The 12,535-nt window shown below is 65.7% G+C and carries 13 protein-coding genes; 7 read left to right on the plus strand and 6 right to left on the minus strand.

What is annotated here, in order from left to right:
* Positions 1 to 1,685 (plus strand): WD40 repeat domain-containing protein (locus APZ21_RS18065; RefSeq protein ID WP_204249113.1); only part of this gene is annotated, 1,685 nt, incomplete at its 5' end.
* 478 nt (positions 1,686 to 2,163) lie between these two features.
* Here the strand turns inward: APZ21_RS18065 and APZ21_RS18070 are convergent.
* Positions 2,164 to 2,700 carry a GNAT family N-acetyltransferase gene (locus APZ21_RS18070; protein WP_156371161.1) on the minus strand — a complete coding sequence of 179 codons (537 nt, stop codon included), beginning with the start codon at positions 2,698 to 2,700 and terminating at the stop codon, positions 2,164 to 2,166.
* A gap of 209 nt (positions 2,701 to 2,909) precedes the next feature.
* On the opposite strand from APZ21_RS18070, the gene APZ21_RS35150 reads away from it, so the two are divergent.
* Positions 2,910 to 3,368: a recombinase family protein gene (locus tag APZ21_RS35150; protein ID WP_082393219.1), complete on the plus strand. Its 459-nt coding sequence runs from the start codon at positions 2,910 to 2,912 to the stop codon at positions 3,366 to 3,368.
* Here APZ21_RS35150 and APZ21_RS18075 read toward each other — a convergent pair.
* On the minus strand, positions 3,304 to 3,696 hold the full coding sequence (locus tag APZ21_RS18075; RefSeq protein ID WP_054814512.1) for a winged helix-turn-helix transcriptional regulator: 393 nt from the start codon (positions 3,694 to 3,696) through the stop codon (positions 3,304 to 3,306). The two genes, APZ21_RS35150 and APZ21_RS18075, sit on opposite strands and share 65 nt — an antisense overlap.
* Before the next feature lie 78 nt (positions 3,697 to 3,774).
* Between APZ21_RS18075 and APZ21_RS18080 the strand changes: the two genes are divergently transcribed.
* The 4 genes from APZ21_RS18080 to APZ21_RS18095 all read left to right on the plus strand — a co-directional run bounded on the left by APZ21_RS18080 (position 3,775) and on the right by APZ21_RS18095 (position 6,708).
* Positions 3,775 to 4,710 carry an NADP-dependent oxidoreductase gene (locus APZ21_RS18080; RefSeq protein ID WP_054814513.1) on the plus strand — a complete coding sequence of 312 codons (936 nt, stop codon included), beginning with the start codon at positions 3,775 to 3,777 and terminating at the stop codon, positions 4,708 to 4,710.
* Positions 4,711 to 5,206: 496 nt separating this feature from the next.
* Entirely contained in the window at positions 5,207 to 5,500 is a 294-nt protein-coding gene (locus APZ21_RS18085; protein WP_054814514.1) for a hypothetical protein, read from the plus strand.
* A gap of 87 nt (positions 5,501 to 5,587) precedes the next feature.
* A complete protein-coding gene (locus tag APZ21_RS18090; protein ID WP_156371162.1) occupies positions 5,588 to 6,388 on the plus strand; it encodes a hypothetical protein in 801 nt (266 codons plus the stop codon).
* Between the two features lie 125 nt (positions 6,389 to 6,513).
* The gene (locus APZ21_RS18095) at positions 6,514 to 6,708 is read left to right on the plus strand and encodes a hypothetical protein (RefSeq protein WP_054814516.1); all 195 of its coding nucleotides are present in this window, start codon (positions 6,514 to 6,516) and stop codon (positions 6,706 to 6,708) included.
* A 409-nt stretch (positions 6,709 to 7,117) separates the two neighbouring features.
* On the opposite strand, the gene APZ21_RS18100 is transcribed toward APZ21_RS18095, so the two are convergent.
* The 3 genes from APZ21_RS18100 to APZ21_RS18110 form a co-directional block, all read right to left on the minus strand.
* The gene (locus APZ21_RS18100) at positions 7,118 to 7,672 is read right to left on the minus strand and encodes a hypothetical protein (protein WP_054814517.1); all 555 of its coding nucleotides are present in this window, start codon (positions 7,670 to 7,672) and stop codon (positions 7,118 to 7,120) included.
* Between the two features lie 716 nt (positions 7,673 to 8,388).
* Positions 8,389 to 8,835, minus strand: coding sequence for a hypothetical protein (locus APZ21_RS18105; RefSeq protein ID WP_156371163.1), 447 nt, complete (start codon positions 8,833 to 8,835; stop codon positions 8,389 to 8,391).
* Between the two features lie 248 nt (positions 8,836 to 9,083).
* Positions 9,084 to 9,782 carry an SDR family NAD(P)-dependent oxidoreductase gene (locus APZ21_RS18110; RefSeq protein WP_054814519.1) on the minus strand — a complete coding sequence of 233 codons (699 nt, stop codon included), beginning with the start codon at positions 9,780 to 9,782 and terminating at the stop codon, positions 9,084 to 9,086.
* A 122-nt stretch (positions 9,783 to 9,904) separates the two neighbouring features.
* Here APZ21_RS18110 and APZ21_RS18115 point away from each other — a divergent pair, with 122 nt between their 5' ends.
* Positions 9,905 to 10,429, plus strand: coding sequence for a P-loop nucleotide/nucleoside kinase family protein (locus APZ21_RS18115; RefSeq protein WP_162240350.1), 525 nt, complete (start codon positions 9,905 to 9,907; stop codon positions 10,427 to 10,429).
* Here APZ21_RS18115 and ligA read toward each other — a convergent pair.
* Positions 10,407 to 12,500: an NAD-dependent DNA ligase LigA gene (ligA, locus tag APZ21_RS18120; protein WP_054814521.1), complete on the minus strand. Its 2,094-nt coding sequence runs from the start codon at positions 12,498 to 12,500 to the stop codon at positions 10,407 to 10,409. The genes APZ21_RS18115 and ligA overlap by 23 nt on opposite strands.
* Positions 12,501 to 12,535 lie beyond the last annotated feature (35 nt).

Genomic DNA, 12,535 nt, shown 5'->3' on the forward strand with positions numbered 1-12,535 from the left:
ACACCGGTTCGGTGGGGGCGGTGGCGTGTGCCGAGATCGGCGGTCGCCCGATCGCGTTCGGCGGCACCGGTGGCGACGTGCGGGTGTGGGATTTGACCACGAGCACTCAACTCGGCGAACTCACCGGCCACACCCGTTCGGTGGGGGCGGTGGCGTGTGCCGAGATCGACGGCCGTCCGGTCGCGGTCACCGGCAGCGACGACGACACCGTGCGGGTGTGGGATTTGACCACGAGCACTCAACTCGACGTCCTCACCGGCGACCCTGATTGGGGGCGGGTGATGGCGTGCGTCGAGATCGACGGCCGTCCGATCGCGGTCACCGGCGACATCGCCAGCACCGCCGGCACCGTGCGGGTCTGGGATATGGCCACGAGGACTCGACTTGCCGAATTCACCGGCCACCAACCCCTTTCGGTGCGGGCGGTGGCGTGCGTCGAGATCGACGGCCGTCCGGTCGCGGTCATCGGCGGCACCGGTGGCGACGTGCGGGTGTGGGATTTGACCACGAGCACTCAACTCGCCATCCTCACCGGCCACACCGGTTTGGTGGACGCGGTGGCGTGTGCCGAGATCGACGGCCGTCCGGTCGCGGTTACCGGCAGCATCGACCACACCGTGCGGGTCTGGGACCTTGATGTACCAGAAGGCCCAACGCTCGCCACTCGTCGTGACATGCGATCCGGCTCCTCGTCGACCAACGCTACGTCGCCCCGGAACGACGTCACACCGGGTCGGGCGGAGGATGATCGCACGACAACGATCCAGGCGGTGGCGTGTGCCGAACTCGGCGGCCGTCCGGTCGCGGTCACCGGCGGCGACGACTGCACCGTGCGGGTGTGGGACTTGACCACGAGCACTCAACTCGACGTCCTCACCGGCCACACCGACCGGGTGTGGGCGGTGGCGTGTGCCGAGATCGACGGCCGTCCGATCGCAGTCACCGGCGGCGACGACGACACCGTGCGGGTGTGGGACTTGACCACGAGCACTCAACTCGCCGTCCTCACCGGCGACCTCCCGCCCGACTTCCGTTCGGTGTGGGGGGTGGCGTGTGCTGAGCTCGACGGCCGTCCGGTCGCGGTCACCGGCGGCACCGACCACACCGTGCGGGTATGGGACTTGACCACCAGCACTCAACTCGACGTCCTCACCGGCCACACTCGTCCGGTGGGGGCGGTGGCGTGTGCCGAGCTTGACGGCCGTCCGGTCGCGGTCACCGGCAGCCTCGACGACACCGTGCGGGTGTGGGATTTGACCACGAGCACTCAACTCGCCGTCCTCACCGGCGACCCCTACTGGATGAGGGTGGTGGCGTGTGCCGAGATCGGTGGCCGTCCGGTCGTGGTCACCGGCGGCACCGGCGGCGACGTGCGGGTGTGGGATTTGACCACGAGCACTCAACTCGGCGAACTCGCCGGTCACACCGGTTCGGTGCGCGCGGTGGCGTGTGCCGAGCTTGACGGCCGTCCGGTCGCGGTTACCGGCAGCACCGACCACACCGTGCGGGTATGGGACCTTGAGACGCTGTCGGCCGTCTCGGTACTTGATTGCCCCCTGGAAGCCACGTTAGTGGCCATCGCTCCGACCGGCGACGAAATCGTCATCAGTCTCGATAGCGACATCGCCGTCCTTGTCCGTCGGTCCGCCGGAGACGAACCGCTGACCCGGCGAATACGCAAATAAGCCTCCATATTCCCCTGGCGACCTGCCACGATCACGGCTGCATCCCGCATGTGAGTCCCACGCGCTGCGGGCCTGGCCCTGGCCAGGCCACCGGCCCCTCACAGGGTTCCCGTAGTATCGGCGGAAAATACAACGTATATGCTGGTCAAGTCATATTTCTGGTGTGCGATACTATCCTCCGGGGTGCCACTGCCGAGTGAGGCGCGACCACGGTCGACGCTGGTCGGTTCACGCGGGATCTTCAAATGCGCCCGAAATTCGGCGAGTTCTACCGGTACCCCAGGTCCTGGTCGAAGGTCTCGGCTGACCGCCGAAATGGCCCGCTTATCGGAGCCCAGAGCACCCCGAGCTTCTGCTGTCGACCGGGCGAACAGGTTTCCGAACACCCGCTCCTGGGAGACCTCCGGCCGTGTGACTCGCAGCAGTATGTGGCGGTGATCTTGTGTTGTTTGTTGGCGTACAAGAGCGCGTGTCGCGGTCACTGTCGGTGTGGTATTGATCTGGCGTCTGATGTCGGCTCCACGTCGTCTTTGGCGGCTTGGACTGCGGCGGGCACTCGTTGCAAGTAGAGCCGGAATCCTTCGGCTTCCGGCTCGAACCCCAGGGATGTGTAGAGACGGTGCGCGCCGTCGGTGGCGTGGCGCTTATGGGAGAGGAGCTGGATCTTGTTGCATCCGGCTGTGTGCGCGTCCTCAAGCAGCCGTCGCATCATCGCGGTGGCGATTCCCCTGCGGCGATATCTGTGGTCGACGACGACGGCCTCGATGAACGCGGTCGGCGCGCAGTCATAGGTCACATGGGGCATCAGCAGTTGGGTCGCCGTCCCTATCGGTATGTCGTCGACCTCGGCGAGATAGACCGTCAGATCGTCGGTCCGCATCATGCGCGCCCAGGTCCGCTGCTGAAGATCCGTAGCGGATCGGGCCCTGTCGCCGCGGGTCCCACGCTGATCATGGATTGTCAGAACGGTTGACAGATCTCCGGGGCCCGCTGTGCGGATGACGAGAGTCTTCATGCGGACAGTCTGACTCTGACATGCGCCGGGGCTCCGCATCGGATGTGCGCTCGGACCCGCCCGCCTGCATTCTGTCGACGAAGGTGTCTCGTGAACGATCGTTCACGAGACGCCCTCGGCCGCAGTAGGTTTCCGCAGGCCAGAACTGTAACGGTTACCGTGTACGCGCCAACGTCAACCTGTCGGGGGTTCGCAATACACTCCGCGCCATGCGAATCGGCTACGGACGCGTCTCCACCCGCGACCAACACCCCGAAGCCCAGCACGACGCACTCACCGCGGCCGGATGCGAACAGATCTTCATCGACAAGGCCTCCGGCAAACTGGCTTCCAGACCCGAACTGAGCAAAGCGCTGCTGGTAGCCAACCGGCCCAAAGACCAACTGGTGGTCACCAAGCTCGACCGGCTCGGCCGCTCCCTCGAGCACCTGATCGAACTGTCGAAAACGCTCCAGGACCGTGGTGTAGACGGCATGTGGGGTCCAGTCGAACGGAAACTGGCGTTAGCAGGGCTTGTTAGGTTGGCCCGAGTGGCTCATGCCACCGGGGCCGTTGGGCGCCAATCGATTAGGAGGCAGGGAGGGGATCCGATGACGTTGTCTGTCACGCCCGGTATGCCGTGCGGGCTGCTTCGACTTCGTCCATGTGTTGTTCGGCCCAGTCCTTGATGGCCCGCATGACTGGTAGTAGCGAGTGCCCGAGTGGTGTGAGTTCGTAGTCGACTCGCTGCGGTACGGTCGGCCACACGGTGCGGGTGACCAGACCGTCGCGTTCCAGGTTGCGCAGCGTCTGGGTGAGCATCTTCTGGCTGACGCTGGCCAGTCGCCGGCGGAGGTCGCTATAGCGCTGCGGCCCATCGGCCAGTGCGTTGACCGCCAGACTCACCCACTTGTCGGATAGTCGGTCCAGGAGTCTGCGGGCGGGGCATTCGGCCAGGTAGGCGTCGTATGCGGCGCCGTGTTCGGCGCGTAGTTGCGTCGCGGTCCGGGTGGACATAGAGGTTACCTCCGGGTGCGGTGGGCACTTTGAAGTGCCGACTTCCTATTGAAGAGTAGCTCTCTGATAGTTGTGTTTATGAGCAGGCGAGAGATGATGCGAGCGGTGGTGGCTCGCGGCTACGGCGGACCCGAGGTCTTGCAGATCGTCGACGTGGATATTCCGGAGCCGGGCGTGGGCCAAGTCCGGATCAAGGTGGAGGCCGCGACCGTCAACCCAGTCGATCTGGCGACCCGCTCGGGCGCGCTGGTCGAAGCGGGGTTGATGGTGCCGCGTGAGATCACCGGTGTCGGTTGGGATGTCGCAGGTGAGATCGAACAGCTCGGTCCAGACGTCGACGGGTTCATTGTGGGGCAGAAGGTGATCGGTCTGCGTGACCTGCTCGATGTGTCACTCGGTGCGTACGCAGACTATGTCGTGCTCGACGCGGCTGCTGTTGCTGCGGCCCCGACAGGGTTGTCAGCCGTCGAGGCGGCCACCTTGCCGCTCAACGGCCTCACCGCCGCCCAGTCGCTCGATCTGCTGGAACTATCCGAGGACGACACACTCCTGGTAACCGGTGCGACCGGCGCCGTCGGCGGCTTCGCCGTCCAGTTCGCAGCGCAGCAGGGTGCTCGGGTGATCGCCCAGGGGAGCGACGCGGACTTCCTGCGCTCTGTCGGTGCGCGTTGGACACTTCCGCGCGATGCCGACCTCGCGGTCGAAGTGCGCCGGCTCGTCCCCGGCGGTGCACACGCCGCGCTGGACACCTCCGGCGCTGGTATCCGCGCTCTCGCCGCGATCCGCAACCGTGGTCGGTTCGTCACTGTCGTCGGCGGCCCGGACCCGACCCCCCTGCGCGGCATCACCGTCCACCACGAATGGATCCACGCCGACGGGAACGCTCTGGCCGGTCTCGCCGGACAGAAGCTCACCGCCCGCGTCGCCGACACCCTCCCATTGCACGCAGCCGCCGAAGCTCACACCCGCCTCGCCACCGGCCGATTTTCCGGGCGCCTCGTTCTGACACCGTGAACAGCACCGCCAGGTGATGGTGCTTGGCATTGGTTTCTGTCGTCGACAACTTTTGCGAAATCTGGCGCTTACAGCGTCGGCCGCTCCACCATCCACCGCATCGTCAGCGGCACCGCCCCGCGCGTGTAGCCCTATCAATTCACAACCGGAAACCTGCCATCGCTGCTGGTCAAGCCATATGTGTTGTTTTTTGCGCCGAGACTACTGGAACCCGCGCACGCGTGAGATTCGGGGGCATACGAGCACGTCGAATATGGGATGGCACCGGTCGTAACTCTTATGCCGAACTGGGGAAACCCGCCTTCCCGGGGTGCGCCGACTCCGGAAACTATGTGCGGTAAGGCTTACCGCCGGATCTGACGGACTTGGACCCCACGGGCCGACACGAAAAGCGCTTTCTCCGTTGGCAACTGCCTCTCTCGCCTCCGCGAGGCCGCGCGATCCCGTCAGCGTCTCTGCGGGGCGTGGAGTCGGCACCCGAGCGCATCCTGTACCCATGAGCGACTACGTCTCCGTGAACGACGCCAACGCCGAAGCAGCGAAGACGGCGGGCTGGCCCGACCTCACCGGTACCCCCAAACAGATCGCGTGGGGCATCACCTGCCGCGCGAACAAAGTACGCGAGCTGGAAGCCGCGAACCTACCCGAGGCGGAGAAGGCCCGGTGGCGTGAGGCGATGCTGCGCGAGACCCGCGCCAGCGAATGGATCGACTACCGCAACCAGCCCTGGGCCGCGGTGGGCCTGGCCAACCTCACCGACACCGAACGCAACGCCCTCTTCGGTTTCTGACCTTCCAGATCGGAGTCGGTGCGGGCGGGATCGCGGGCTGGGGGATGTTACCGAGGCTGTCGCGCTGAAGTTCTAACGTTGTAATCCATGAGTAGCAAGGCAAAGCCGCTCCCCGCCGCTGTTCAGACCGAGGTGCTGAACGCGGTGTGGGCCGCTTTCTACTACCGCGACGACCTGAAGTCGCTCATGCTGGGCGCCGGTGTTCCGCCTGCGATCTACCAGCGCTACGACCACCCGGACACTGCCAAGGTGAGAATCGCTCGCCATGTTCTCGATGAGCTGCACCAGTTGGGTGCCCCCGGCTGGACCGTCCAGCGCAAGATCGCAGTCGAGCTCTGTGCGATGCAACGCCCAGCGAACGGCGTCGAGGACGTGAAAGCAGGACAGGCCGCGCTCGAACAGCTGCGCCGGGTGGCGGCCAGCGCCAATATCATCGTCGACACCGAGCAGGCCGCCATCGATGAGCGTCGGGCCAAGGCGGAAAGACGGCAGCGACAGATCGACGAGCGATTGCGCGTGATGAACGAGCTGTCCAGCCGATTCGCGACCCTCGCCGCAGACAGGACCCGCACTCCCGCCGAGATCCAAGCTCGCGGCTATGAACTCGAGAAGCTTCTCGTCGGCCTGTTCAAGGCACACGACATCGACTACACCGGGTCACGGCGCCAGCCTCACGAGCAGGTGGATGGCTCGTTCTTCTTCCGCGGGTTCACCTACCTCGTCGAGGCACGCTGGAAGAAGGACCAGCCCACCATCGGTGATCTCGCCGACTTCAAGTTCAAGGTGGACGGCAAGCTCGAAAGCACCCGGGGTCTGTTCGTCTCTATGGCCGGCTTCAACGACGAGATCCTCGGCCACGCACGCCCGAAAACCGTTGTTCCCGGCTAGGCCGCCACGTCGCTCAGCCGTCGATACCCCACGCCTACACACCCACATGCGGACCGGCTGTCGGTATCCGGGCGTAGCCTGCCCGCAGGAGAGTTCAGGCCGAGACACTGTCACAGGAGGAACCGATGGAGCAGCATTCGTTCAAACTAGAGTTGCCCTCCTCGACCTCCTTCGCCGCCGCGCAGGCCGCTGCCCTGGAACAGATCGTGATCCCCCACATGGTCCAGACCGGACGCAACAGTTACGCCGACCTCTCGATGCTCGGCAGCCGCCCCACCACGGGCGGAATGAGCGCCTTCACCGGCACCTACAAGCTCTAGCGGATACCGAAGGCGCAGCGGCCCCCGCGCTGCCGTTCGAGCCGCTGACTCGTAACGGAAAGGTCGGGTGTTCAATGTCAGAACCGGTCGCATCGCACGGCCTCCGAGTAGTGGACCGGCTGCTGTCCTTTCGAGATCTCGTCGGTGACACCCCGAAGGCCAATACGATTACAGGACAAACCGGCGACTTCATGAATCACCTGATGGAAGCGTCATAGGCTGCTCATAGCGGCTGTACAGCAGCCTCACCGCTGCCGTGTACAAGATCACATGTCGATTACATCGGAACTACACGAGCACGACACCATGCTAACGTGGCTGCATTGCCGCTCCATCGAGGTGGAGTTGGAAGTGAGCCGTAGGATTACTCGCCGGACGACGAGGCCTGCGGCTTGCGTCGTATCTGGGTTCAGATCTCATGGATCTCAACCATCGAGCGGAGCAGATCGAGGTAGGCCGGGTTCCCTACCCGGTGCTGCACCACAGCTCCACATACGACGTCGGGAACCGACAAGACCGGCTCGGTCCGACCAATCTGAAACCGCATCCGCAGGCGATCATCGATCACCTTGCGTGCACGGAACTTCTGCACAATATCGAGATCGCTGTTGTCCTTCGGTCCTCGCGATTCCATGGTGATCCCACTGCACTCCAGGTGCGAAAGGTGGGGAAGGATGTATTCCAGACACTTGCGGCGCCCGCGTCGGTCTTTCGCGCCCTGCGAGTGATGCACCACGGTGATGCTGCAGATCGGCAGCTCGGCGACGGCCTGGATCAACTCGAAGCGCCGCACCTCACTGCTGCCGTGCCAGTGGACCTTCTTCTCAGTCGGCAGCAGAAGACCACTCATCGTTTTCCGAACGAGTTCGACGTCGTCTTCTTCGATGAGCGCAGCGGCCACGATGTAGGTGTCCGGATCAGCGTCGGGCTGCGACCCGCTCTCATCCCCCCAGGCGGTCAGCATGTCGCGCCGACCTCCGAAACGGCGGCGTCCCCGGCCCCACGGCAGCCCCTGTGGACATCCGCGACCGAATCGTTCACCGACTGGTAGTTCTCCCACCAGCGGCAAAGAGTGACAGCAAGTAGGCAGGTCAGGGATACGAGAGCCAGTGTGAATATGCCACTGGCGGTGACGATCCCGAAGAGGTCTATTCCGAACACGGCGGGGCCTTACCTGATCTGGGGGTAGCCTCACCAAGCAGTACGAGCAGGGCGCACGACGCCGGTTCGGCCATCCCGTTGGTTGCGGATGTACAAACCAGGCGTGGTGGAGCAACCGCAACCCGGGGCAGAACAAGTTGAGCGTTTCCTTCTCGAAGTCTGCGTCCACGAGCCGAGAAGGCCCGACCCGGAAGGTAGCCGCTCCGGATCGCTGGTTGTGTCCGTTGAAATCGTTCGCGCTTCGGCCAACCAGGTTCTTTTTCGTGCGTCCGAACCTTTTGCTCCCCACCGACCTTCGTGATTACAGGCCCCGAAACCTCTGAAGGGACGGTCAAGTCAGAACGCGGTGTCGATCATACTCGACCCCCCGCATGAGCTTGTGCGGCACGCCGACGTCGACCTGCTAACGCTTCGGGTAGAGCACCCTGCGCGAGGTCCTGGGGTCTCAGTAGTAACCGCCGAAAAACAACGGATATCGCATAGTTACTGGTCAAGCGAGCTGGGCTGGTTCGCCTTGGGCTATGTCCGTGCCTCGATCAGTCGGCATGCTTCTCGCCAGTAGGCGGAGTTGTCCCAGTGCGTGCCGTCCGGTCCGCTGGTCCGCCAGTGCGTGATCTGGCCGCCGTGGTGGAATACCGGCTGCACTGCCGCGACGAGGGTTCCCTCCACCGGCTGCGAGGCGTAGATCCGCAGCAGTCCCTGCTCGGCGTCGGTCGACACCGCGAACGATCTCCCGTCCTGGCTGCTGAATCCTGCGCCTGCGATCGCGAGGCCGAAGTCGGTTGCGCCGGGCGCTCGGTCGGCGGGATCGACGAGCAGGAGCACTTCGGCGAGCAGGCGTGAGCGGTCGAGGGAGCGGTCGAGTCCGGGGCCGCCGTAGGGTGTGAGCCGTTCGCCGCCGGGGTCGTCGGGGTCGGTGGTGAAGTACCAGAGGTTCTCACCGAATGGTTTGTGGATCGTGTACACCCGACCTCGATAGGCACACCCGTAGCCGTCGGCCATCTTGTGCCACTTCAGAACTCGACCGAACCACGGTGTCTTTCTCACGACCATGGGCGAAGTATCCGACGGCGCACCGACAGGTGATCTCCGGCGGCGCGCTCGCATTGCGTTCGAATGGCAGCGCGAAGGCGGGTTCGGCCCGCAGTGTCGTCATCGTCGCGCTCCTCGTGCTCGGCGGGTGGGCGGCCGAAGGCCGCGCGGGCCATCGGCGTTCATCGGATCTCTCCGACGGCGAAGTCGCCCGCGGTGTACCGGGCGCTCGCGGGTCGCTGTTCGAGCAGCCGCAACAGGGCGGGCACCACCGATTCCGGCGGCGGACGATCGGAGATGTCCTCGGTCGGGAAGGCCGCCTGATGCATCTCGGTGCGCATGTCGCCCGGATCGAAGGCGTAGATCGAGAGTTCCGGGTTCTCGGCCGCGAGTGTCGCCGTGAGGTGATCCAGCGCCGCCTTGGCCGAGCCGTACCCACCCCACTCCGGGTACGGCTCGACCGCGGCGTCGGAACTGATGTTCACCACCGCGCCGCCTGCCCGCAGCGACGGCAGCACCGCTTGCAGAACCGCCAGCGGCGCGACGACATCGGTGCGCAGGACCCGCTCGTATTCCTCCAGCGGATAATCCAGCAGTCTCGGCAACGGACTCGGCCCCAACCGACTGGCGTTGTTGACGATCAGATCCAGCGGCCCCGCCGCGCGCACCCGCTCGACCAGCCGCGCCCGGTGCTCGGGATCGGTGACATCCCCGGGCACCGCGACGAATGCCGGACCCAATTCGGCCCCCGCGGCCGCGAGCCGATCCTCCCGGCGACCCGTTCCGATCACCCGGCCGCCGCGCCGCACCACCTCGCGGGCGAGCGCCAGACCGAATCCGGCCGATGCGCCGGTGACCAAAGCGGTGACTGCATACGACATGGCGAGCTCCTGACGTCGTCCCTCGACTGCGCGGCCGCCACACGGTGCGCGCCGCCTACCACTCGATCGTGTTACCTCGAGTGAGGTTGAGGTCAAGGAGAGTCGCGGCGACAATGTCGGATATGCGTTCGGACAACGACCAGCCCCCACCGATCGTGGTGATGATGTGCGGCGTCGCCGGTTCCGGCAAGACGACCCACGCCCGCGGCCTGGAGGCCGAGGGCTACATTCGGCTCTCGATCGACGAGGAGATCTGGCGTCGCTACGGCGCGGGCGACATCGACTGCGACGCGGCGGAATACGAACGCAGGCAGGCCGAGGCCGAGAACGCCCTCCTCGACCGGCTGCGGTCGCTTCTCGCACGACGGCGAAATGTCGTGCTCGACTACAGCTTCCACAGCCGCGCCCGGCGCGAGTATTACCGACGAATCATCGAGGAGGCGGGGGCGCGCCGCAGGCTGGTCTACCTCGAGGTGGACCCGGAGACGCTGTCCGAGCGCCTCCGCCGACGCGATGGCGAAAGCGGCCCGAATTCGGTGGTCGTCGCGCCGGGGCTACTGGCGCGATACCTACTAGATTTCGAGGTCCCCGTCGACGAAGGCCAGACCACCATCCGGTCCGGCGCTACTCCTCCGACGCCGGAGTGACCGCCCCCGGGCCGCCCTCGAGCAACCGCCGGAAGCCGTCCTCGTCGAGGATCGGCACGCCCAATTCCTCGGCCTTGGCGGCCTTGGAACCGGGTGCGTCGCCGACCACGACGAAGGCCGTCTTCTTCGACACCGAACCCGACGCCTTGCCGCCGCGGACCAGGATCGCCTCCTTGGCCCCGTCGCGGGTGAAATCCCGGAGCGAGCCGGTGACCACGATCGACAGGCCCGCGAGATTGCGTTCGATGGATTCGTCGCGTTCGTCCGCCATGCGCACGCCCGCGGCCCGCCACTTGTCCACGATGTCGCGATGCCAGTCGGCGGTGAACCATTCGGCCACCGCTGCGGCGATGGTGGGGCCGACACCGTCGGCGGCGCTCAATTCCTCGGCCGTCGCCGCGCGAATGCGATCCATACTGCCGAATTCGGCCGCCAATGCCCGGGCCGCCGTCGGCCCGACGTGCCGGATCGACAGTCCGACCAGCACCCGCCACAGCGGGCGGTCCTTGGCCGTGCGCAGATTCTCCAGCAGGCGCTTGCCATTGGCCGACAGCTCGCCGTTCTTGTTCGCATACAGCGAGGTGGTGAGCAGACGGGCCTCGTCAAGGTCGAATAGATCGCCCTCGTCGACGATCGCGCCGGATTTCAGCAGGTCGACCGCGCCCTCGTAGCCGAGCGCCTCGATATCGAAGGCCCCGCGACCGGCCACGTGGTACACCCGCTCACGCAACTGCGCGCGGCAGTACCGGTGGTTCGGACAGCGGATGTCGACATCGCCCTCCTTCTCGAAAGCCAGTTCGGTGCCGCATTCGGGACAGTGTGTCGGCATGACGAATGCGTGTTCGGCGCCGGTGCGCGCGTCGACCACCGGCCCGAGTACCTCCGGTATGACATCGCCCGCCTTGCGAATGGTGACCGTGTCACCGATGAGGACGCCCTTGCGCACGACCTCCGAGGCATTGTGCAGCGTGGCCATGGCGACCGTGGACCCGGCGATGGAGACCGGCTCCATCACCGCGAACGGGGTGACCCGGCCGGTGCGGCCCACATTGACCTCGATATCGAGCAGTTTCGTCGTCGCCTCTTCCGGCGGGTACTTGTAGGCGACGGCCCAGCGCGGGGCGCGCGAGGTGGAGCCCAGCCTGCGTTGCAGGGCGATCTCGTCGATCTTGATGACCTGACCGTCGATCTCGTGGTCGATATCGTGACGGTGTTCGCCCCAGTAGGCGACCCGCTCGATCACCGCGTCGACGCCTCGGACCAGCCGGGTGTACTCCGAGACCGGCAACCCCCACGTCGCCAGCGCCCGGTATGCCTCGTGTTGACTCGCGGGCGCGTACCCCTCGATGCGGCCGAAACCGTGGCAGATCATGCGTAGCTTGCGCCGCGCCGTGACCGCCGGATCCTTCTGGCGTAGCGATCCGGCCGCGGTGTTGCGCGGATTGGCGTACGGTGGTTTGCCCTCGGCGACGATGGCGGCATTGAGCGTCTCGAAATCCTCCAGCCGGAAATAGACCTCGCCGCGCACCTCGAGCAATGCCGGGATCGGGAATTCCGCGGTGCCGCTCAATTCGCCGGGAATATCGTCGATGGTGCGGGCATTGAGGGTGACATCCTCGCCGGTGCGTCCGTCGCCCCTGGTCGCGCCGCGCACCAGTCTGCCGTTCTCATAGACCAGGTTCAGCGCGACGCCGTCGATCTTGACCTCGCACAGATAGTGCAGATCCGATCCGGCCTCGCTCTCCACCCGGCTCGCCCAGGCGCGCAGCTCGCCGTCGTCGAAGACATTGTCGAGCGAGAGCATGCGCTCCAGATGGTCGACCGCGGTGAAATCGGTGGCGAATCCCCCGCCGACCAGCTGGGTCGGCGAATCCGGGGTGAGCAGATCCGGGAACCGCTGCTCCATCTCCTGCAATCGACGCACCAGCGCGTCGAATTCGCCGTCGGAGATGATCGGGGCATCTCGCACGTAGTAGCGGAACTGGTGCTCGCGAACCTCGTCCGCGAGCCGCTGCCACTGCAAGCGCTGCTCCGCCGTCGCCGGAACCGCCGCGCTCTCGTTCTCACTCACATCACGAACACTAGTCGAGGCCGCCGACACATCCG

Source organism: Nocardia arizonensis, assembly GCF_001310275.1.
In the GTDB taxonomy this organism is placed as follows: Bacteria; Actinomycetota; Actinomycetes; order Mycobacteriales; family Mycobacteriaceae; genus Nocardia; species Nocardia arizonensis.

Bases quoted from the DNA above. Each gene is read 5' to 3' on its own strand.
- APZ21_RS18110 (WP_054814519.1), bottom strand. From the start codon at position 9,782: ATGTCGTATGCAGTCACCGCTTTGGTCACCGGCGCATCGGCCGGATTC.
- APZ21_RS18085 (WP_054814514.1), top strand. From the start codon at position 5,207: ATGAGCGACTACGTCTCCGTGAACGACGCCAACGCCGAAGCAGCGAAG.
- APZ21_RS18075 (WP_054814512.1), bottom strand. From the start codon at position 3,696: ATGTCCACCCGGACCGCGACGCAACTACGCGCCGAACACGGCGCCGCA.
- APZ21_RS18080 (WP_054814513.1), top strand. From the start codon at position 3,775: ATGAGCAGGCGAGAGATGATGCGAGCGGTGGTGGCTCGCGGCTACGGC.
- APZ21_RS18100 (WP_054814517.1), bottom strand. From the start codon at position 7,672: ATGCTGACCGCCTGGGGGGATGAGAGCGGGTCGCAGCCCGACGCTGAT.
- APZ21_RS18070 (WP_156371161.1), bottom strand. From the start codon at position 2,700: ATGAAGACTCTCGTCATCCGCACAGCGGGCCCCGGAGATCTGTCAACC.
- APZ21_RS18115 (WP_162240350.1), top strand. From the start codon at position 9,905: ATGCGTTCGGACAACGACCAGCCCCCACCGATCGTGGTGATGATGTGC.
- APZ21_RS35150 (WP_082393219.1), top strand. From the start codon at position 2,910: ATGCGAATCGGCTACGGACGCGTCTCCACCCGCGACCAACACCCCGAA.
- APZ21_RS18090 (WP_156371162.1), top strand. From the start codon at position 5,588: ATGAGTAGCAAGGCAAAGCCGCTCCCCGCCGCTGTTCAGACCGAGGTG.
- APZ21_RS18095 (WP_054814516.1), top strand. From the start codon at position 6,514: ATGGAGCAGCATTCGTTCAAACTAGAGTTGCCCTCCTCGACCTCCTTC.